General features: G+C 47.1%; 17 protein-coding genes and 1 pseudogene. 6 read left to right on the top strand and 12 right to left on the bottom strand.

What is annotated here, in order from left to right; all coding sequences use genetic code 11:
- Positions 1–114: 114 nt before the first annotated feature.
- Both MJ768_RS00420 and MJ768_RS00415 read right to left on the bottom strand, forming a co-directional pair.
- Positions 115–732, bottom strand: a complete 618-nt coding sequence (locus tag MJ768_RS00420; protein ID WP_239287239.1) for a hypothetical protein — start codon at positions 730–732, stop codon at positions 115–117.
- Complete coding sequence (locus tag MJ768_RS00415) at positions 716–1,732, bottom strand: DUF262 domain-containing protein (protein WP_239287238.1); 1,017 nt, start codon at positions 1,730–1,732, stop codon at positions 716–718. The genes MJ768_RS00420 and MJ768_RS00415 overlap by 17 nt, the downstream gene beginning before the upstream one ends.
- Before the next feature lie 324 nt (positions 1,733–2,056).
- On the opposite strand from MJ768_RS00415, the gene MJ768_RS00410 reads away from it, so the two are divergent.
- Positions 2,057–2,566, top strand: coding sequence for a DUF1993 domain-containing protein (locus tag MJ768_RS00410; RefSeq protein WP_239287237.1), 510 nt, complete (start codon positions 2,057–2,059; stop codon positions 2,564–2,566).
- 63 nt (positions 2,567–2,629) lie between these two features.
- Here the strand turns inward: MJ768_RS00410 and MJ768_RS00405 are convergent, their stop codons facing one another.
- The gene (locus tag MJ768_RS00405) at positions 2,630–3,427 is read right to left on the bottom strand and encodes a dimethylarginine dimethylaminohydrolase family protein (RefSeq protein ID WP_239287236.1); all 798 of its coding nucleotides are present in this window, start codon (positions 3,425–3,427) and stop codon (positions 2,630–2,632) included.
- Positions 3,428–3,669: 242 nt separating this feature from the next.
- On the opposite strand from MJ768_RS00405, the gene MJ768_RS00400 reads away from it, so the two are divergent.
- Positions 3,670–5,838 carry a glycosyltransferase gene (locus MJ768_RS00400; RefSeq protein ID WP_256449806.1) on the top strand — a complete coding sequence of 723 codons (2,169 nt, stop codon included), beginning with the start codon at positions 3,670–3,672 and terminating at the stop codon, positions 5,836–5,838.
- 155 nt (positions 5,839–5,993) lie between these two features.
- Here MJ768_RS00400 and queG read toward each other — a convergent pair whose 3' ends face one another.
- A complete protein-coding gene (gene queG / locus MJ768_RS00395; RefSeq protein WP_239287234.1) occupies positions 5,994–7,064 on the bottom strand; it encodes a tRNA epoxyqueuosine(34) reductase QueG in 1,071 nt (356 codons plus the stop codon).
- On the opposite strand from queG, the gene tsaE reads away from it, so the two are divergent.
- From tsaE to MJ768_RS00375, 4 genes are all read left to right on the top strand, one after another.
- On the top strand, positions 7,059–7,550 hold the full coding sequence (gene tsaE / locus MJ768_RS00390) for a tRNA (adenosine(37)-N6)-threonylcarbamoyltransferase complex ATPase subunit type 1 TsaE (RefSeq protein WP_239287233.1): 492 nt from the start codon (positions 7,059–7,061) through the stop codon (positions 7,548–7,550). The two genes, queG and tsaE, sit on opposite strands and share 6 nt — an antisense overlap.
- Entirely contained in the window at positions 7,526–8,857 is a 1,332-nt protein-coding gene (locus MJ768_RS00385) for an N-acetylmuramoyl-L-alanine amidase (protein ID WP_239287232.1), read from the top strand. The genes tsaE and MJ768_RS00385 overlap by 25 nt, the downstream gene beginning before the upstream one ends.
- 118 nt (positions 8,858–8,975) lie before the next feature.
- Positions 8,976–9,941, top strand: coding sequence for an acetyltransferase (locus MJ768_RS00380; RefSeq protein ID WP_239287231.1), 966 nt, complete (start codon positions 8,976–8,978; stop codon positions 9,939–9,941).
- Positions 9,934–11,655 carry a bifunctional sulfate adenylyltransferase/adenylylsulfate kinase gene (locus MJ768_RS00375; RefSeq protein WP_239287230.1) on the top strand — a complete coding sequence of 574 codons (1,722 nt, stop codon included), beginning with the start codon at positions 9,934–9,936 and terminating at the stop codon, positions 11,653–11,655. Before MJ768_RS00380 ends, MJ768_RS00375 begins: the two co-directional genes overlap by 8 nt.
- A 229-nt stretch (positions 11,656–11,884) precedes the next feature.
- On the opposite strand, the gene efp is transcribed toward MJ768_RS00375, so the two are convergent.
- From efp to nusA, 8 genes and pseudogenes are all read right to left on the bottom strand, one after another.
- Positions 11,885–12,445: an elongation factor P gene (gene efp, locus MJ768_RS00370; protein ID WP_239287229.1), complete on the bottom strand. Its 561-nt coding sequence runs from the start codon at positions 12,443–12,445 to the stop codon at positions 11,885–11,887.
- 6 nt (positions 12,446–12,451) lie between these two features.
- Complete coding sequence (earP, locus tag MJ768_RS00365) at positions 12,452–13,669, bottom strand: elongation factor P maturation arginine rhamnosyltransferase EarP (RefSeq protein ID WP_239287228.1); 1,218 nt, start codon at positions 13,667–13,669, stop codon at positions 12,452–12,454.
- A 101-nt stretch (positions 13,670–13,770) separates the two neighbouring features.
- Entirely contained in the window at positions 13,771–15,882 is a 2,112-nt protein-coding gene (gene pnp, locus MJ768_RS00360) for a polyribonucleotide nucleotidyltransferase (RefSeq protein WP_239287227.1), read from the bottom strand.
- Positions 15,883–15,997: 115 nt separating this feature from the next.
- Entirely contained in the window at positions 15,998–16,267 is a 270-nt protein-coding gene (gene rpsO, locus MJ768_RS00355; protein WP_173052917.1) for a 30S ribosomal protein S15, read from the bottom strand.
- A 213-nt stretch (positions 16,268–16,480) separates the two neighbouring features.
- Positions 16,481–17,395 (bottom strand): tRNA pseudouridine(55) synthase TruB, encoded by a 915-nt coding sequence (gene truB / locus MJ768_RS00350; RefSeq protein WP_239287226.1) that lies wholly within the window; start codon positions 17,393–17,395, stop codon positions 16,481–16,483.
- Between the two features lie 112 nt (positions 17,396–17,507).
- Positions 17,508–17,855: pseudogene (rbfA, locus tag MJ768_RS00345) on the bottom strand (30S ribosome-binding factor RbfA); the annotation flags it as partial.
- Positions 17,848–20,487: a translation initiation factor IF-2 gene (gene infB, locus MJ768_RS00340; RefSeq protein ID WP_239287225.1), complete on the bottom strand. Its 2,640-nt coding sequence runs from the start codon at positions 20,485–20,487 to the stop codon at positions 17,848–17,850. The gene infB and the pseudogene rbfA, both read right to left, overlap by 8 nt.
- Positions 20,488–20,737: 250 nt before the next feature.
- Positions 20,738–22,210, bottom strand: coding sequence for a transcription termination factor NusA (nusA, locus tag MJ768_RS00335; protein ID WP_239287224.1), 1,473 nt, complete (start codon positions 22,208–22,210; stop codon positions 20,738–20,740).
- Positions 22,211–22,421 lie beyond the last annotated feature (211 nt).

Here is a 22,421-nt window from a genome sequence, read left to right as displayed (position 1 = left end):
ACCTACAAGCTGAATCCGCGAAGCGTTCGCCGAACAATGGCGAACTTGGTTTAAGCGGTGCGCCCGAGGTGATGAATCTGGGCACTGGGAAACTATACTACTACTGCCTTGTTTTTAGCTTATGTCATCGGCAAAGGATAATAAATAATTATGAATATCGTCTAGTACAGTTGATGCTATGGTTGCGTCATATTGAAATAATACCTCGGTGGCTCTTACTGCTCCCACAGTGTAATGCTGAGAAGATTTTGCAACAGCATTTTTTTCAGTATAAATTGATCGGTGAGCAAAGTAATTTCTTGCCTCCCTGAGGACATCTATTTTCCATGAGTCGATTAATGCGGTTTGTATATTGGGTTCATTAGTTGGATGTAGTTTTGAGACGATGCAAAGAAATACTCTTGTCGTGTGGAATGCAGGTTCATCCTTAAGGCTCCATGTGCCCACTTTCCCAGATTTCCATTTCCCGGGATAGCCCTGATGAATAAACTCATCAATTATCTGATCATCTGACAAATATGTAACAGGATAGCTAAGGGCAATATTTCTTGAGTTAACAGCACCTAGTCTTATTGAGAGCAAATGCGCACGTAGAAAATTGTTAAGCTGAGATATTGCGAAAATGCAATATCGTTCAATTTTGTCAGGATTAGACTTTGCGTCTACATGCAACTTTGTAATTCGTTTCTTAAATTTTTCAGAAATAACTGATAGATTAAGACAAGGGTTCATACATTGCCCTAGTTACATATTCATAAATAACCGTTTTTCTGACTTTGTCATTCGTAGTTCTTGATGCGGCTGCGACAAATTTATCGAGATGAGGGTGGGTATCTGACTCTATTGCTTCTGATAATTGTGAGAAATTCTCTCTGATCTGATACTCTGGAAGAAATTGCATATGATCATGATTATTTGCAATTGATAATATGATCATTTGTAAAATGTAAGGTTTGACGACATTTAATCCCTCTAACCAGTCCCATTTAAATATCACAGACATAGAGTCTTCAATCTTATCGTTAACGAAATTAATCTTCGGGAAATCATTGTCATACTTCGAGTACAAGCTATCTAATAGCTTCGCGCCTGTTGTTACAATTTCGCCCCTATCAAGAAATAAAATAATTTCAGATAAGAATTTGAAATCCGCCATTCTAGATAGATTTTTCTCAGTTAATGCTCCAATTACAGTGAGCTTTTCCGAGAATTTCCTAGCTAAGTCATAAATAAACCATTTCATAATGCCTTGATAATTTGCATGTCTCTTTTCTTCAGCGTTCAAAGGCACTGTGTATGAATTTATTCGTCTAAATGTTTCAATAATCTCTTCTCTGGACGCTGACACGAAAAGGTCTATTGGCAATGAGTAGCTCAAAAATGCATTTTGATAATCTTCATGGAGACTATCGAAATATTTACCTGCCATATCTGGAATGGAAGTTGAGTTGGAAATGGAATATTTCCCTGTGAAGTACTCTATGATAGCTCTTGATCTTTGCTGACCATCAACAACATACTTTATTGATTTCTTAGATTTTAAATCGATTTTTTGATGTAAGAACAACTTGGGGATTGGATACCCTAAGATGATTGTTTCAATTAGGTATTGCTTTGCCTTTTCTGGCCATACTTTGTCTGTCCGTTGATAGTTTGCATCAACCTTAATGCTTCCATCGATAAACGCATTACAGTAATCCAATACGTTCATTGGGCTTGGATTAATTAGCATAATTTTTCCTTTATTACATTAACCCCCGCTCAAGTAACGGGGGCTATAAATACATCAACCTCGCAATCTAGCAGCAAAACCCCCTCTCTACTAGAACAAAAATATCAAAGGCCGGTAGGTTGAGCTGAATGAAATGAAGCCCAACATCACAGGGGGCGGATGAACACATGCGTTTCCGACGTGCCAATACAGCGGGAGGCACATACTTCTTCACTGTTAATCTGGCTGAACAGCACTTCAATTTATTGGCGCGGCATATCGATGACTTGCGCGCGGCTATGAATACTATGACAATAACTGCTATCAATTAACCGAGAAAAACCTATGACCACTTATATGTACACCACGTCCGTGCCTGTTTTCAAACAGCTATTGAACAGCCTCAACGTTATTTTGACCAAGGCTGAAGCATACGCTACCGAGAAAAATTTTAAACCGACAGTACTGTTGGAGGCACGGCTATGCCCTGATATGTTCCCCTTGAGCCGCCAAGTGCAAATTGCTACCGATTTCGCCAAGAGCGTGTCAGCGCGACTGGCTGGTGTTGAGGTACCAGCATATGACGATAACGAACAAACCTTCGCGGAGTTGCAGGCACGAATTGGCAAGACCTTGTCGTTTATTGAAAGCCTGACGCCCTCACAATTCGAAGGCAGCGAAACGCGTGAAATCGTGTTACGCCCGGGCACACCGAAAGAGAAAAAAATGGTTGGCCACAACTACCTATCCAACTACGGTTTGCCGCAATTTTTATTCCATGTCACCACGGCTTATGCGATTTTGCGGCACAATGGTCTGGAAGTTGGCAAAGGCGACTTTATGGGTGACTATTAAGGCTATTTGAGTTTAGAGCGCGACGCACGATATAGTCGCCAAATGTTGGGGGGATGCGCTTCGTTATAGCTCAAGAGTGAGGCACTTGCATGCGCCCCCCGCTTTAATGAATTCCGAAACGTCAACCTCGATAACGGAAAATTTATGTTTACTGAGCGCAACCTTCAACTCGTCCGAAGCCTTGTTTAAAATGACATCATTCCCGATATTTACCGCATTGCAGGCGAAGTTATTGGCATCCTGATCCGAGACCCAAATGATTTTGTCGCTGAATTCATTTTTGATTTTATTAACGCTCTGGGATGAGAATGCTTTTTCATAAGCGATAACATACCCATTCGCCAAAGGGCAAAATGCTGTATCAAGGTGATACCACCTCGGGTCAACAAGAGTCAGTCCGTTTACCCGAGTGTGCAAAATTGCGGCGATTTCATCTAATGCTTCTACATCGCTCCTGTGCCCGTAACCAACCCACACTTGCCCATTGGAATCATAAAGCGCATCACCCGCACCCTCGAATTTAATATCGCTATTCAGCCGCCTGATGCGATAACCGGAATCCTCAAAAAACTTGCTGAAGTACGGCGACTCCGCTTGCCTTTCCGGGTAACGGAATGAAGACACAATAACTTCGTGATCGCGGCATACCAAACCGCCATTGGCGGTGAATACCATATCCGGTAATCCAGCTACCGGCTCGATTAGCCTGATCGATGCTTTACTGGAGAGAATGTCATGGAAATTTTTCCATTGCTTCGCCGCCAACTCCATATTTACCAGCCCCTGGTTTCCAGTCATCCAGGGGTTGATGACATAGCTGACTTCAAAATACCTGGGTTCACACATCAGAAATGTCTTCATCGGCTCATCCATTTTCTTATAAGGTTAACTCTGCGAGTTGGAATGTCAAACAATTAACCGGTAGTGTGGGATTTTTGCTGAAACACTACCACACCGATAAAATCCCGTTCAAATAATGAGCAGGGCAGTATCTATACGCGGGGCAAATTTGGATGTAATTTACTGCGTTTAGTGAGTTAACATTAGGTTCAATTCAATACCGTTATATTTTTTATAATAACTGAACAGACAAACTTAAGTCCATGTCCCCCATCTTTTCCCCAACCCATTTTTCACAGGAAACTCTTGCAGTACATCCTGGCAATCAGCCAACTCTACCACTCGTCTCCGTCATTGTGCGCAGCATGGGGCGGCCGGAGCTTCACGTGGCGCTGGAATCAATCGCACGACAGGATTATCCGAACGTTGAAGTTATAGTCGTTGATGCAACTGGCGGGAACCACCCAACACTGCCGGTTATAGCTTGGCAGTCTGGCCATTCGATACGAATCGTCGGCGGCCACCGCCGTTTGCTGCGACCGCAAGCCGCCAACGAAGGGTTGCAAGCCGTGCATGGTGAGTGGTTCTGCTTTCTGGACGATGACGATACTTACGATTTTGATTTCCTCTCGGCAATGCTGAGTGCCTCCCGTGAATATCCTGAAGCGCTGCTGGTTTACGGTCGGGCCAGAATGCTTGACGAGCATGGGAACGTCAAAAAATTGTTTGGTAGCCCGTTTAACCGCGCAATGATGTACTACGGTCCTTTGTTTTACTGGCAGGCAGCAATTATCCGCCGCAAAGTCATTGTATTAGGTTGCTGCTTTGATGAAACATTTGAAATTTGTGAGGATCGCGATTTTTTGCATCAAATTGCAGAGCACTGCGATTTTGTATTTGTTCCGGTGGTGGGATTCAACTATCGACCCGACTTGGGTACCTCAGGTACTGGTCCTGGAGCAAACCGGGATAGACCCCGCATTCTACGTTCGGAAAATCAGTTGCGCGCCAAATGGGCCAACGCATCGTCCTATCACACCCGCAGGCTTACCGAGATGTGCATGGGGGCAGTTCGCGCCTTCCACGACGGGAATTTTACGCTTTCCCGCGCCCTGTTCGATAAAACGCTTGATACGTACCCCGACGACCCCAGTGCCTTGCACGGGCTTGCCCGTCTGGGTCTTCACGACGGTCAGTTGGCTACGGCAGAGAAGTTGGCCCGACGGGCAATCGAGATAAATCCGTCTGCAGCTGAATTCTGTATGACCATGGCGCTCATTCTAGAAGCTTCCCATAAATATGAAGAAGCACTTGAGTTTGTTTGGAGAGCGAGAATCAATCCGACATTTCAAGCTGGTGCAGATGAGCTTGCACAACGCATATCAGTAATTTCCCGAGCAAAGCCTCTCGTTCAGTCTTCCGTTATAGGCGTTAGCTTGATGAATGCCCCATCGCAAGAGCTTCGCGATTCTCAGGAAATTGAAAAATTTTTGCTTTGCCGGCCACATGGAGGCCTTAATGATACGCTCTGTCAAATTGAGCAATGTTGGAGATATGCTGAAAAATTTGGGCGAACTCTTATTATCGACACCCTTAATTCTGGTTTACTTGCGGAGTTTTCAGAATTTTTTTCACCAAGGAATAGTTTAACGAAGGTTCATTTTAGTTTGTCTGAGGAGCAGCTGTGTTTTCTTAATACCCTTACTTGTTTTCCACATTCCGTCCAAGGCAAGTTAAGAACTTATTTTGCGGTTTACTCGATAGATTCTAAAAATTGTGTGGACAGAGAAACAACTGCAATACTCACATTTAATTTTGATAAAAATTATGATGAATTGGTTCTAATTCACGAGCAATCCGGTGGTGGAGATTTATCTTTTGATTTACTTAATAGAATCTCAATTTCTGAAAATATTCGCCCAATCGTTTTAGATCGAATTCAACACCTTGGTCACGATTACTTTGCGGTACATGTCAGAAATACCGATTACCAGACCCAATATAAAGATTTATTTCTGGATATTTATTCTAGTGTTACTAATAAATCATTATTGGTATGTAGCGATGATGCAGAAGTTATATCACATGCAAGAAGTTTCTTTACGTTATCAAAAATTTTGATAAGTAGTCAGACGCCGCAAACGGGAAACAAACCTCTTCACTATAGCGCCACACACAGCGATGATGAGCAGCGCAAGAAAGCGACAATCAATTCCATTATCGATCTAATCGCGCTAGGTCGATCAACCAAACTTTACTTTGCAAACGTAACAGCTGGGCACTCGTCAGGTTTTTCGAAACTGGCTATGCATCTTTGTCAAAATAAATATGTTATTGATGCACTACTCAAACTTGATACTTCTACGCCATCTTCAACGTCACCGAAGCAATCGCTTCAGTTTTCGTCCAAACACAGCATCCGCTGGTGTTAATCGTAAAAAAACTTATTTCGAAGCGAGTAAAAATGATTTTGAAATAGATATATCAATAGGTGAAAAAGCTGATTGAGAAGCCACTATCTGGTGATGGAATGATCAGTGGAAAAGAGATACGATTATTTTTAATAGATTTTTGGGATTACAAATGGTCAGCTTCTTTGCCGTTCCAGTGCCCACGCCACATGCTCGCGCACTAACGGAGACGCGTCTTGAGCACGGGCTTGCAGCGCGGCCAGCACTTCAATGCTGTTGGGCGCATTACCCAGCGCCACAGCGATGTTGCGCAGCCATTGCTCATGGCCGATGCGATAAATAGCACTGCCAGAAAATTTCTGATTGAACGTTTCCTCGTTCCATCCAAATAATTCAGTTAATGCGACATCATCCAGCCCGTGCCTTGCAGCGAAATCCGGTTCGAGGCTTTTGTGCGCAAATCGGTTCCATGGACACACCATTTGACAATCATCGCAGCCGTAGATGCGATTGCCGATAAGCGGGCGTAACTCAACAGGAATACTACTTTTAAGTTCGATGGTCAGATAGGATATGCAGCGTCGTGCATCCAGCTTATATGGCGCGATGATAGCCTGCGTCGGACACACTTGAATGCACGCCATGCAGGTGCCGCAATGATCCGATTCCGGCTCATCAATGGGAAGCGGCAGATCGGTGTAAAGCTCGCCCAGAAAAAACCACGAACCATGGTCGCGCGACAACAGCAACGTGTGTTTACCACGCCAGCCCAACCGAGCTTTATATGCCAACTCTACTTCCATTACTGGCGCACTGTCGGTGAATACGCGATAGCTAAAACCTCCCACCTCAGTGCGAATTTTTTTAGCCAGTTTTTCCAGACGGTTGCGTAAAACTTTGTGGTAGTCGCGTCCCAAGGCATAGCGTGAAATGAAAGCACGGCTGCCATCCTCCATCACTTCCCAACTGTCTTTCACACTGGGTGGATAGTAGTCCATACGTACAGAGATGACACGCAGTGTGCCAGGAATCAATTCCGCCGGACGGCTGCGTTTGGCACCATGTTTTGCCATATAATCCATCTTGCCATGGAAGCCTCGCGCGAGCCATTCCAGCAAGCGTTCCTCGGCATCATGAAGATTGATATCAGCGATACCTACTGCCTGAAATCCAAGCTCCCTACCCCATTCTTTTATTTTGGTGGCCAGTGCGGTGTAATCCACAATTTGAGGTGTCTCGATTTGCATAATCAGAATAATAGCCGAATAAGCCTGTTGCTGGCCGATGAAGTCGCTACCGTTGCTTTTGCGGCACGACTAGCCCCAGGAATAAAGCCTGGCATGGTTATTTATCTGCACGGTAACTTAGGCGTCGGTAAAACCACTTTGGTACGTGCACTGCTGCATGCGATGGGCTATATTGGACGGGTAAAAAGCCCGACCTATACTTTGCTTGAGCTGTATCAAGCTGGTGGGTTACACTTGTGTCACTTTGATCTCTACCGCTTCCACGACGCGGATGAATGGGATGCCGCCGGCTTCCGCGATGAGTTTGACGGGCGGAACGTATGCCTAGTGGAGTGGCCAGAAAAAGCGCAAGATCTTGTGCCACAAGCAGATATTGAAATTACACTCGAAATATTATCTGCTGAAACAATATGTAATGGTCGCAAAATTGAAGTCCGTGCAATTTCACAGGCAGGCAGGGAATGCTTAAAAGTACTGCAAAGTTAGTCGTATTTGGCCTTTTGCTGTGGCTCCCCCACGCGCAGGCAGCTATCGCCATCAGTTCTGCCCGCGTTTGGCCGGCACTTGAATACACTCGCCTAACGCTGGAATCAGCCAAACCGATCCACTATGAACTGTTTTCCATTAGAAACCCCGATCGACTGGTGATTGATCTGAAAGATGTCGAAATAAACGGTCCTCTTAATGAGCTCGTTGGTAAAATCCGCAGCGACGACCCTTACATAAAGAGTGTACGCGTGGCCCGTTTCAAACCCGGCATAGCGCGTTTGGTGTTCGATCTTAAGTCCCAAGTCAAGCCGCAATTATTCAACCTTATGCCGGTGGCAAAATACAACCACCGCCTGGTTCTTGATATCTACCCCGCAATTCCCTTTGATCCGATGATGGCACTATTGCAGGAGGAGCCAGCACCTCGCACGCTGGAACCCGCTCCCACCACCGTAAGTCGGTTACCTCAAGAGAGTGAATCAAAAAAATATAAAATAGCAGGTACGCAGACAATTCCGGAGCCGACAATTAAATCAAGCAAATCTACATCGCGCCTCCGACCTGAGATGAGTACACGTACGCTCATCATTGCTATCGATGCAGGGCATGGCGGCGAAGATTCGGGCGCGAAAGGATACAATGACACATACGAAAAAAACGTTACGCTGGCGATCTCACGCAAACTGAAAGAACTGATGGATGAGACCGCGGACATGCATGGCGTATTAATTCGCGACGGCGATTATTTCATTTCACTGAATGGACGTGTGCAGAAAGCGCGCCAAGTGCGCGCCGACTTACTTATCTCTATCCATGCTGATGCTTTCATTAAACCACATGCACGCGGCTCCTCTGTGTTCGCCCTCTCCGAACGCGGCGCTACTAGCGCCAGCGCGCGCTGGCTAGCAAAAAAAGAAAACGAGGCTGATTTAATTGGCGGCGTGAATCTCGCAGTAAAAGACCCCTATCTCGCGCGCACATTGCTTGATCTTTCGCAAACAGCCACCATCAACGACAGCATGAAGCTAGCCAAGCATGTGCTGGGTGAAATGGGCAACATCAACACATTACATGGCAGCTCTGTTCAGCAAGCTGGTTTCGCCGTGCTGAAATCACCGGACATTCCTTCGATATTGATTGAAACCGCCTTCATCAGCAATCCTAGCGAAGAGCTTCGCTTGAATGACAAGGGCTATCAGGAAAAAATAGCGCGCGCCATTCTCAGTGGCATCAAAAGCTATTTCGCGAAAAATCCCGCGCTATCAAAACCCCTTTTAGTGCAGAATAAGTTAACTTCCACTTAACCCAAGCATCCCATAAATTCGCGTGATAAATAACACAGTATTTGCATGTTGGACGAAAATCGCCAACCCATGCAATCTCTATTTATCTGATAGCTAAAAGTTAACGATAGAGAGCAACGTGACAATTTACGATATATTTAACGGCGATGCGGACGGTATTTGTGCCCTGCATCAACTACGTCTCGCTCATCCGGCTAAAAGTATTCTCGTCACGGGTGTAAAACGGGACATTTCATTACTGGCGCAAATCCAGGCTGAAATCGGTGACCAAATTACTGTTTTGGACATTGCCATGAGCAAAAACCGGGAGGCACTACTGCTAGCACTGGATCGTGGAGCGCAAGTACAATATTTTGATCATCATATTCCTGGCGACATTCCCGTTCATCCTCAACTAACCACTTTTATCGACACCTGTCCCAACATCTGTACTAGTTTGCTGGTTAACAATCACCTTAACGGACAATTTGTAATCTGGGCAGTAGTCGCCGCATTTGGGGACAATATGCATGAATCCGCCATTCACGCATCAAAGACTCTGCAACTTACCGCTACCCAGCTGGATGCACTGCAAGAATTAGGAGAATGCATTAACTACAATGCTTATGGAGAATCATTACAAGATTTATATTTTCATCCAGCCGAACTTTATCAAGTCATGCATCATCATCGCGACCCATTTACCTTTATCCATGAAGAACCAGTCTTTGATACTTTGAAAAATGGCTATATTGAAGATATTGCACTCGCCAAAAAATTAAAACCAGAAGTTGAAAGCACCGCCGGGGCAATTTACATTCTTCCCGATGCACCATGGAGTCGGCGCATCTCCGGCGTATTCGGGAATCTCCTGGCCACTGCATTCCCTTTTAAAGCCCATGCTATATTGACCAAACGCACTAATGGAGGGTTCGTGGTTAGCGTGCGAGCGCCATTGGCTAAAAAAACCGGTGCCGATAAAGTGTGCGAGCAATTTGAAACTGGCGGAGGAAGACAAGGTGCAGCCGGCATTAATTGCATGCCGGAAAATCAGTTCGACCGGTTCAATAAAATTTTCAACACAACATTCAGTCACAATGACTAACAAAATAGACAAATTAATCACACCATATGGTGGCGACTTGGTCAATCTGAATATCGACCAAACACGCGCGGAAACCCTATGCCGCGAAGCCATACACTTTCCATCACTGGATCTTAATCAGCGACAATTATCAGACTTGGAGCTGCTACTAAACGGGGGATTTTCTCCATTACGTGGCTTCATGAACCAGGCCGACTACAACAGCGTTCTGAATGACATGTGCCTCGCCAATGGCACGTTTTGGCCTATGCCCATTACTCTGGATATTCCAGATTCAGTTGCCCAACAACTTGTGCCCGGAAGCTGTCTTGCGTTGCGTGACCCGGAAGGCTTCATGCTGGCCGTGATCACTGTGGAAGAACTTTGGCAACCTGACAGAACAGTGGAAGCACAAGTCCTATTCAATTCCGATGACCCCGCTCACCCCGGTGTCGCCCATCTTTTGCAACAAAAAGGCCAGTATGCTGTTTCTGGACGTCTTGAAGGGTTATCCTTGCCCTTACGCCACGACTACCCGACACTCCACCTTACCCCGGAAGAATTGCGCAAATCTTTCGCGCGGCGCGGCTGGCGCCGTGTCATTGCTTTTCAGGCACACCAACCATTGCATCGTGTTCAATATGAATTTACGTTGCGATCCGCCATGACCTATGAAGCCAATTTGCTAATCCACCCTATCATAGGCAACGCAGAATCTGATCATCCCGATTACTTCACCTTGATACGCTGCTATCAAGCCATCATGCCGCGTTTTTCTTCCACGACCACAGCCATATCCTTACTTCCCCTATACCCTCGCGGATCCGGCTTACGTGAAGTTTTTTGGAAAGCTATTGTGCAACGCAATTATGGCTGCTCTCATTTAATTGTTGGCGGCGAGTATTCGGAAAATGAGGGTACCCGACGCGGCATGGATTTATTTCAGGAATACTGTTTGCCCGCCAATGCAGCGAAGCGCAACGCTGTAGGCATAGAATTGATTCCATTCCCACGCATGGTTTACGTAGAAGAACGTGCACAATATCTACCTCTGGAAGAAGTACCTGAAGGTGCGCTTAGCGCTAGTTTGAGCGATACTGAATTGAAGCGTCGCCTAACGGAAGGGCTAAAAATTCCTGAGTGGTTTTCTTACCCGGAAGTACTGAATGAATTACGTATAGCCTATCCAGCCCGCGACAAACAGGGCCTTACGATATTTTTTACAGGTTTATCTGGCGCCGGAAAATCAACTTTGGCCAAAGTGCTAATGACCAAGCTGCTGGAGATGGGAGGTAGGCAAGTTACTTTGCTGGATGGCGATATCATGCGCAAACATCTTTCCAGCGAGCTGGGTTTCTCGCGTGAGCATCGCGATATCAACGTACGGAGAATCGGTTTTGTAGCTTCCGAAATCACCAAGAACCACGGCATTGCCATTTGTGCACCGATTGCACCCTATCACGCTACGCGCCGAGACGTACGGATCATGATCGAACCATTGGGCGGTTTTTTTGAAATTCATGTGGCCACGCCGCTGCACGTATGCGAAGGACGTGATCGCAAAGGACTTTACGCTAAAGCCCGTGCTGGCATAGTTAAAGAATTCACCGGCATCAGTGATCCCTATGAAACCCCGGAAAAACCCGAACTAGTAATTGACACTACAAATATTAGCGTGGAAGAGGCGGTTCAGCAAATTTTGCTCAAACTAGAACACGAAGGATATTTGCGTTAAATGACGGCATTAATTTATTTCGGGTTGAAAAGTATTGCAAAAAACTCTTCATTCCACAAAAGAACAATTGGGAGTAGTCTAAAGCAACCGCTGTTTAGCCTTGTTGGGCGCAGCAGCGGTCTTCATTGTCGCTTATCACTGAAGCGATTGCATCCAGTTGTTTTAGCGTCTCATCAGGCTTGAGATATTGACTGGCTTTTAGCAGTGACTTGAGCTTCTCTTAGGATCATCAGGCATTAACACGGCGCTTAAATTCGCCAGTACGTGTATCAATTTCAATTTGATCACCAATTTCGCAAAATGCAGCCACCTGTAATTCTATACCAGAGCCAATTTTGGCAGGCTTCATTACTTTACCGGAGGTATCACCACGCGCTGCGGGTTCGGTGTAGATAATTTCGCGTACGACAGTATTCGGCAGATCGACCGAAATGGCTTTATCGTTATAAAAAACCATCTCGCAGGCCATACCGTCTTCGAGGTAGTTGAGCGATTCACCCAAGTTCTCTTTTTCCACCTCATACTGATTGTAATCAGCATCCATAAACACATACATAGGATCGGCAAAGTAAGAATAAGTGGCATCCTTTCGATCAAGCAAAACTACATCGAATTTGTCGTCCGCCCTATATATTGCCTCGCTCGGCGAGTCTGTCAACAGGTTCTTGAATTTCATTTTAACTACCGAACCATTACGGCCAGAGCGGGTATATTCGGCCTTTAACACCACCATGGGGTCGCTGCCGACCATGACGACATTACCTGCCCGCAATTCTTGTGCTATTTTCATGTCTACTTACCTTAAATCTGATTTACTTTCCAAGCCGCGTATTCTATCAATTTTTTGAACAAAATTCAGCAAATTCAAAACGAGGTTATTGCCGGATATATGCTGTGACCACTCACGCGCATGCCTCAGCAATAACGCTTTGTGCTCCCAGTATTCATTCCAAGCGAGGTTAGAGCTTGTCGAGGCCGCTTGGTTCCCGCTTTGTCCAATATTCCATCCTTCCCACAACCTATGCAATGCTTGTGCTGCGTCTGGCTGCAGTCCGGCACAATACAACTTCATGAAAGCGCTCAGCTTCTTAATATGTACATTATCCTGCTGAGGATAAATGTGCCAAACAAATGGCTTGCCCGCCCATTGCGCGCGCACGCAGGAATCTTCCCCTCGCACAAAGTTAATATCGCAGGCCCACAACAGTTCATCGTAACGCTCCTGTTCGATAAACGGCAATACGCGGACTTCCAAATTACCGTACTGTAATATGTCGCCCGCTACAACGAATTCCCGTCCAAAAAAAGCTGCCACCTGAGGCAGCACACAGTCATCCGGCACTAAACACAGTATTGGGATATTGTTCTTTGCCCAAGTAGAAAGTAATTCCGGCAGCGCGATATTTTCATAGCAGAATAACGACACTCGTACTTCATCGGATTTAGGTAATGGCACGCCCAGTGCTCGCCAAAATGAGGCCTGCATGTGCAGTTCGCTCTGAAATGCATCACGTCGTGCAATGAGATCTCTCTCCAGCAGCAAGCCACCAGTTTGCGGGGTAAACCCCGGGAAAAAAAAATATTTAGTGAGGGGTAAAAAAGGATGTGGCGAGGGTAGACAATGACAGCCAGCCACCCATTCTTCCGCACTGAGGTATTCCAAGTTAATCCAAATCAGTTTGCACTCTTGCGCCATTATCGCTGCCACATATCGCTCGGGCAGTTCACATGCGAACGCCTCAATCACAAGTTGCGCCGGCTCTACCTTTGAAAATGAAAGCTCCGAAAAAGTTGAACTCCAGTGCCTGATTTCCACGCCAAAACAATGCTGTATTGGCATATCTGGACAGATTGCCGGGTGCAGTCTACGAAAGCTTGACAGATCATCCACCCATAATCGCACTGTCATCTCATGCTCGTGCACCAGTTGTTTAGCCAGCCGCCAGCACACGCCAATGTCACCGAAATTGTCTATCACGGCGCAAAAAATATCGCAGGTATTCGGTTTATTCATTCCATTCGCAATGTGCATTTAAAAGCATTTTCTTATTTTTATTTTCTAAATAAAAAAGCCCCGTACCAAGGGGCTTTTTTATTGCACTGTGTTTTTATCCTTTACTCTGAAACAGGCGCTTCAGGCTCTAGCACGATAAGAGCCTTCATACTTAAGCGCAAGCGGCCTTTCTCATCAGCCTCGAGCACCTTGACCTTTACAATCTGACCTTCTTTCAGCACATCCGACACAACGTTAATGCGCTCGTTTGAAATTTGCGAGATGTGGAGCAAACCATCTTTCCCAGGCATGATATTCACAATCGCGCCAAAATCCAACAGTTTGACAACCGGACCTTCATAAATTTTGCCTACCTCAACTTCCGCTACAATATCCTCAATACGTTTTTTTGCTAACATTCCACCTTCACCGCTAATACTGGCAATAGTTACGTTGCCTTCATCGTCGATATCGATAGTGGTGCCAGTTTCCTCAGTTAACGCGCGTATCACAGCACCGCCCTTGCCAATCACATCACGGATTTTTTCCGGGTTGATCTTAATTTTAATCATGCGTGGTGCATGTGCCGACACTTCTTCACGTACCGTAGGCATGGCCTGCTTCATGATACCAAGAATATGCAAGCGTCCTTCGCGCGCTTGGCTCAAGGCAACTTGCATAATTTCACGCGTTATACCATTGATCTTGATGTCCATTTGCAATGCAGTAATACCCTGTTCTGACCCCGCCACCTTAAAATCCATGTCACCCAGATGATCTTCATCACCAAGAATGTCGGTCAGTACAGCAAAACGATTACCTTCTTTAATCAAACCCATGGCGATACCTGCCACATGAGTCTTGACTGGCACACCGGCATCCATCATCGCCAAGCAACCACCACATACCGAGGCCATTGAACTGGATCCATTCGACTCGGTGATTTCAGAAACCACGCGAATGGAATATCCAAACTCTTCCTCACTCGGCAACGTTGCGACCAGGGCACGCTTAGCCAAACGACCATGGCCAATTTCACGTCGCTTTGGTGTACCAACGCGACCAGTCTCGCCGGTTGAATATGGGGGAAAATTGTAATGAAGCATGAAGCGATCCAAATATTCGCCTTGCAAGGCATCGATTTTCTGCGCATCGCGCGCAGTGCCTAGAGTGGCCACTACCAGTGCCTGAGTTTCACCACGGGTAAACAGGGCTGAACCGTGCGTACGTGGCAATACGCCAGTGCGTATGGCAATAGGACGCACGGTACGTGTGTCACGCCCATCGATGCGAGGTTCGCCGCTTAGTATCTGGCCGCGTACAATCTTGGATTCCAGTGCTTGGAACAAATCATTAAGGTGATTTTTTGGCACCAAACCATTTTCCGATGCTGACACGGCTTCCAGAACGCGTGCGCGAATCTCGTTTACTTGATTGGTCCGCGCCTGTTTCTCGCGTACGGCATAAGCTTGCTGTAAGCCACTTTCGGCCAGTTCGGCAATTTTTGAGCTCAACACAATGTCATGCACAGGCGCATTCCAATCCCAATCCGGTGCACCAACTGTATCCGCCATTTCAATGATCGCCTGAATCACCGCTTGCATTTTCTGGTGGCCATACATGACCGCGCCCAGCATAACGTCTTCAGGCAATTCTTGTGCTTCTGACTCCACCATTAAAACTGCTTGTTCCGTACCAGCAACTACTAGATTCATCTTGGATAGCTCAAGTTCCTCAGCGGTCGGGTTAAGTACATACTCACCGTTAAGATAGCCGACGCGCGCCGCGCCTATGGGGCCATCAAACGGAATACCGGACAGCGCCAAGGCAGCAGAGGCACCAATCATGGCAGGAATATCAGAGTCAATCTGGTTATCAGAAGATATCACCGTAGCAACGATTTGCACTTCATTATAAAAACCTGCCGGGAATAGCGGGCGCAACGGGCGATCGATCAAGCGGGACGTCAAGACTTCCTTTTCGCTGGGACGTCCTTCACGTCGAAAGAAACCGCCGGGAATCTTGCCTGCAGCATAGGTACGTTCCTGATAATCCACAGTCAATGGGAAGAAATCCTGTTCCGGTTTGGCATCTTTCCTGCCTACCACGGTGACTAGAACGACCGTATCATCCAGACTGACCACGACTGCTCCGCTAGCCTGACGTGCGATTTCCCCAGTTTCTAAGGTGAGTTGATGATTGCCATACGCTAATGTTTTCTTGTAGTGACTCAAAGTACGCCTCTCTGTGCATGACGTGGCGCTAATGCGCCATGGGGTAAGGCCATAGATAGTTGGGATTACTCACCCAAAACAACACGGGCCGCATCTGCGACCCACTATAAAAGTACTACTTGCGCAATTCCAAACGCTGAATCAGTGCACGGTAGCTGCCCTCATTCTTGCCCTTGAGGTAATCCAGGAGCTTGCGGCGACGGCTAACCAATCGCAGCAGACCGCGACGAGAATGGTGATCCTTTATGTGTTCCTTAAAATGACCTGTCAAATAATTAATACGAGCAGTCATCAGTGCAACCTGTACTTCTGGTGAGCCAGTATCGCCTTTGATGCGTTGGTAATCAGTCACAATTTGCGCTTTTTGCGCTGCCGTTATAGACATAATATTCACACTCCACTAAATAAAAAGTGCCGCATTTTACTCTCGAATGCGGCGGTTGCTCAAGTTTATTCGGACAAGAACATAATCCAATATCACGTTAATTAGCTTGAAGCTTCATAAATTAACGCACACCTTTGCTTATCTTTACAGCTTCCCGCTCAGATTCATTTTCTCGAGCACCTCTATCAGAAATACCTTAAATAGAGCCGAAACCTATTCTATGCAAGCGGCGTTTTTCGCCACGCTGGACAACAACCTTACGGGGGTCAGTCGCTGTTCCACGAGATCGGCCACTCCAATGAAGCGCCCTGCTCCATATAATCTAACTTTACCGTCCAGCAATGCTGCTTCGATAGCGAGCCGCTGCCCTTGGGCAATGCGGGTCACTTGTGACACATCCAGATCAAGCACAGGCATATCCTGCAGCAAACTATCTAACGGTAAAATGTATGCCTCTCGTTCTAGCATGGTTACCGACTCCATCTGATTCAAATTATGCGCACCTTCAAGGCCAAACCGGCCAATCGCTGTACGGCGCAATCCTTGCAGGTGTGCACCACACCCCAAAGCCAATCCAATATCCTCGGCCAGCGTGCGCACGTAAGTACCCTTACTGCAACGCACTGTAATCTCCATCTCGTCACCCGCGAAGCGCTCCAATACCAACTCGTGTATGGTCACGCTACGGCTTGCACGTATTACAGTTTCGCCCTTACGAATATACTCATACAGTGGTTTTCCCTTATGTTTGATGGCGCTATGCATAGGCGGCATCTGCTGAATTTCACCGATAAAATTGCGTAATACCGCGCATATCTGTGCTTTATCCAGCTTTACAGCACAGCTGCTGGTAATTTCGCCCTCGGCATCGCCCGTGGTAGTCGTTTGACCAAGCCTAATCAATGCACAATAAGTTTTGTCTGCCTCCAGTAGTGAACTGGTGAACTTAGTAGCCTCGCCAAAACAAACAGGTAACAGACCAGTCGCCAGGGGATCAAGCGTACCAGTATGCCCCGCCTTCTCTGCCTGAAACAAGCGCCGTACCTTTTGCAAGGCAATATTGGAACTGAGTCCTAGAGGCTTGTCGAATAACAAAACGCCGTCTAATGGACGCATTATGCGGGTCATTTTACCTTCTCGAAACGTCCTTCGCTACCTCCTTGTCAGGAGGAAGCGAGTGATCGGCTTCGCCCTCTTGTGACAAGTGGTCCAAAGGAGTTATGGAAGGGCTGTGTAATGCTTTATCGCTGGCAACTGCTTCATCAATAAGCTGTGACAAATGCGCGCCACGTTCGATCGAAGGATCGTAAATAAAATGCAGTTGCGGCATGATACGCAACTTCATCGTATGTGCGAGTTGGCTACGCAAATAACCGCTTGCGTGCTCCAAACCTTGCTGCACTGCATCGCTTATGCCGTCCAGGGACGTATAGAACACCTTGGCGTGGGAATAATCCTTGGTCACCTCAACTCCCGTGAGGGTGATCATGCGCACGCGCGGATCTTTCACTTCGAGGCGCAACAGTTGAGCCACCTCGCGCTGAATCTGCTCGGCTATGCGGTCTGTCCTGGCGTAGCCTTTAGGCATTTAGAGGGCGTGCCACTTCGATTATTTCAAATACTTCAAGCTGATCGCCCACTTCGAGGTCATTAAAATTACGCAACGATAAACCACACTCGAAATTCGATCTTACTTCCTTGACGTCATCCTTGAAGCGTTTCAACGAATCCAGTTCGCCAGTATGAATAACGACATTATTACGCAGCACTCGCACCTGCGCATTACGCTTGATTATGCCATTGGTCACGTAGCAACCGACCACAGTGCCGATCTTGGAGATTACGAATACCTGGCGTACTTCCACCATACCGAGGATGACTTCCTTCTTTTCCGGAGCCCGCATACCTGACAGAGCCGCTTTAATTTCATCTACCATTTCGTAGATAACATTGTAGTAACGCACATCTACGCCGGCAGATTCCGCCAGCTTGCGCGCAGCAATATCGGCACGGGTATTAAAGCCAATCACGATTGCCTTGGAAGCCAACGCCAGGTTAATGTCGGATTCGCTGATCGCGCCCACAGCACTGTGGATCAGGTTAACTTTGACCTCATCGGTGGATAGTTTTTGCAGGGCATGTGCAATAGCTTCACAAGAACCCTGCACATCGGTCTTGATAATCAATGGCAGCATACGCACTTCGCCTTCTGCCATCTGTTCGAACATATTTTCCAGCGTAGCGGCCTGCTGCTTGGCTAATTTCACAGCACGGAACTTGCCTTGACGGAACAAGGCAATTTCACGTGCTTTTTTCTCATCTGAAAGCACTAGCACGCTTTCACCCGCTATAGGCACTTCGGATAGCCCCTGAATCTCCACTGGAATCGATGGCCCTGCCTCATTTACTGCCTTACCGTTCTCATCCAGCATGGCACGCACGCGTCCGGATACTACGCCGACCAACACTGCATCGCCTCGCTTCAAGGTGCCAGACTGCACCAATATGGTTGCTACCGGCCCCTTGCCCTTGTCCAACCTAGCTTCAATCACAATGCCCTTGGCCAAGCTTAGTTTGGGTGCGGTGAGTTGCAACAGTTCAGCTTGCAATAACACGCTTTCCAACAAGGAGTCGATACCCAGTCCGGTCTTTGCAGACACTTCAACAAACATGGTGTCACCGCCCCAGTCTTCCGGCACCACACCCTCTGCAACCAATTCTTGTTTTACGCGCTCGGAATTAGCATCAGGCTTATCAATCTTAGTCACAGCTACCACGATGGGTACGTTGGCTGCCTTGGCATGGTGAATTGCCTCTTTGGTCTGCGGCATTACACCATCGTCGGCTGCCACCACTAAAATCACAATGTCAGTCACTTTCGAACCGCGTGCCCTCATTGCCGTAAATGCCTCATGGCCCGGTGTATCAAGGAAAGTAATCATGCCGCGCGGGGTATTCACATGATAAGCGCCGATATGCTGCGTGATGCCGCCTGCTTCGCCGCTGGCCACACGGGTTCGACGGATGTAATCCAGCAATGAGGTCTTACCATGATCAACGTGACCCATTACGGTAACTACCGGAGCGCGCGGCTCAAGAGGAGCATTCTTGTGCTCGTCAGATTCTGTCAAGTAAGCACTAGGATCATCCACCTTGGCTGGCTTGGCAATATGGCCCAATTCTTCCACCACAATCATCGCGGTTTCCTGATCCAGCACCTGATTAATGGTCACCATGGAACCTAATTTCATTAGTGCCTTGATAATTTCGATTGCTTTGATTGACATTTTTTGTGCCAATTCAGCGACACTTATTGTCTCTGGCACCATGACCTCATGCACGACTGGTTCGGTCGGCAGTGAGAAAGCATGCTGGGCAGCTTCTTCTTGCTTGACATGCTTGGCATGATGGCGTGGGCTAACATTTCCACGGCCAGCCGTCCAACCGCTAGGTCGCGTATCAATGACTGCAGGGGTGCGCTTCTTGTGACCAGCCTCGGTCCATGGACTGGCTTTATCTGGGGCGGCGGCTTTAACACCTTTCTTGGCTGCAGGCCGCACAACCTTGTCACCAGGCTTGGGCATAGGCTTATGCAACGTACCTTCGGCCAAATCAGGCTTGGCAACAGCAATTACCGCTATTTCGGTAGTTGAAACCACCTTGGGTTCAGGCACTTTAATGGGCGGCACCACAGGTTCCACCACAGGTTCGACAACTGGCATCGCTTTGCGTTTGGCATATTCTTTCTTGGCTTGGACTTCGGCGGCCTGGCGTGAGGCTAATTCTGCTTGATTACGTGCCTCTTCAGTACGCAGAGCAATCTCCTGCTCGCCTAATATTTCCGCCTTTAAGGTCTTTGATACAGCCTGCGCTGGGATGACCTTTGCTGCAACAGCAGCTGGCTGCTCTATCTGGGCAGCTGTGATTGGTGCAACCACGCGCTTCTTGCGCACTTCAACTTGAATGGTGCGAGCCCTGCCCGTGCTATCCGCCTTCTTGATCTCCGTGGTTTCACGGCGAGTCAATGTAATTTTTTTACTTTTGTCGCTGCCACTGCCATGCGTGCTGTGCAGATGCTCCAGCAACTGTGCCTTATCCTGTTCCGATATGCTGTCTGATTCCTGCTGTTTGGCAACCCCGGCCGCCTGTAGTTGTTCAAGCAGCAATCCAACCGGCAAGCCAAGCTCGCCAGCAAACTGCGCTACATTCATTTTTCCCATCACTACCCCTTAATCCCCAAAATTTGAGACTTATAGCACTCAATACTCAACAGAAACCATTAGCCGGAACGGTTTATAAATTAATTTACGCCCTCGTTAGTCTTTGCCAAGCAAGATTTTGTTCTATCGGATGTACACAAATGACCGCGCTGACCCTTTACAAAATTTGAACATCCAATAATATTTGGAATATATATCATGCAAATTTATGGGACGTTCGGGTTAACATAATTATCCTTAGTCAACTCCATTAAGCAAACCAAGGAGCGCGTGCAGCCATAATTAACCGATTTGCGCGTTCTTCATCTATACCCGCCTGTTCAACCAGTTCGTCCACGGCCAAATCGGCAAGTTGTTCCTGCGTGCCGATGCCCTTGCTTGCCAGAATTCGTGCGGTTTGCTCGTCCATACCTTCAAGTTTAACTAAATCCTCAATGTTATGCTCCACCTGCTCTTCGTTGACAATTGCTGCAGTCAACAAGGCATTACGCGCACGGCTACGCAATTCATTTACTGTTGCCTCGTCAAGTGATTCGATTTCCAGCATTTCGTTCAGTGGCACATAAGCCACTTCTTCTAGTGTGTTAAAACCTTCCTGGACTAGAATATCCGCTACCTCCGCATCCACATCGAGCTTGCCCATGAATAAATCACGCACCTTGGAAAATTCCTGCTCATTTTTTTGGCTGGATTCCTCCATAGTCATGATATTAAGTTCCCATCCGGTCAACTCGCTGGCCAAGCGAACATTCTGCCCATTTCGACCAATAGCCTGCGCAAGATTTTCTTCCTCAACTACCACATCCATGCTGTGATTGTCTTCATCTACCATAATGCTGGTCACGTCAGCTGGAGCTAGTGCATTGATTACACTGGTAGCAGGGTCTTCCGACCACAATACAATGTCAACGCGCTCGCCCGCCAACTCATTGGTTACAGCCTGTACACGCGAGCCACGCATTCCCACACAAGTGCCAATTGGATCTATCCGCTTATCGTGGGAGCGTACCGATATCTTTGCGCGAACTCCTGGATCGCGCGCAGCACTAACTATCTCCAGCAACCCCTCTTCAACTTCCGGAACCTCAAGTTCGAACAACTTAATCAAGAATTCAGGCGTGATGCGCGACAGGGTAATTTGCGGTCCACGTATTGAACGATCCACACGCAATAAATACGCGCGCACACGATCACCAACGCGCATATTCTCCTTTGGAATCATCTGATCACGTGGCAGCAACGCTTCAATCTTGCCAAACTCGATGATGGCATTACCACGTTCGATGCGCTTCACCGTGCCGGACACCAAATGCTCCTTTCGCTCCATGAAGTCACTCAGAATCTGTTCGCGCTCAGCGTCACGGATTTTCTGAAAGATCACCTGTTTGGCTGCCTGTGCACCTATACGTCCAAAGTCGATGGACTCTAATGGCTCTTCGATAAATTCTTCCAGCTGGATATCCGGATTACGTTTACGAGCCTCGCTAAGCTTGACATGCAGATCAGGAGTTTCAAAAGTTTCATCATCCATTACCTGCCAGCAACGAAATGACACATATTCGCCAGTGTTACGGTCAATACTGACACGCACATCAGACTCCTCGGCAAAGCGCTTCTTGGTGGCGGACGCCAAAGCAGACTCCAGCGCACCAAACACGATTTCCTTGTCCACGTTTTTTTCACGCGCTAAGGCATCAACTAATAATAGAACTTCACGACTCATCACTGCCTCCAACCAACCCGAATGTTTTTAAACTAACTCACTCACTCGCTTATTTTTTATACTTAACATTTGCTATGTTTAATTTTTTTCAGCCAGGTGTATAAGTAACCACACTGCTCTTTCACATTGCGGGGCTAGACAAACAAAATTTTTTTATACATCACGCGTAAAGCGAATTTCAAAAGGTGTTCGGTTTAAGCAAATCGTTTGC

It is taken from the genome of Candidatus Nitrotoga sp. 1052, assembly GCF_927312905.1.
Lineage (GTDB): Bacteria > Pseudomonadota > Gammaproteobacteria > Burkholderiales > Gallionellaceae > Nitrotoga.
This window is presented reverse-complemented; position numbering and strand designations above follow the sequence as displayed.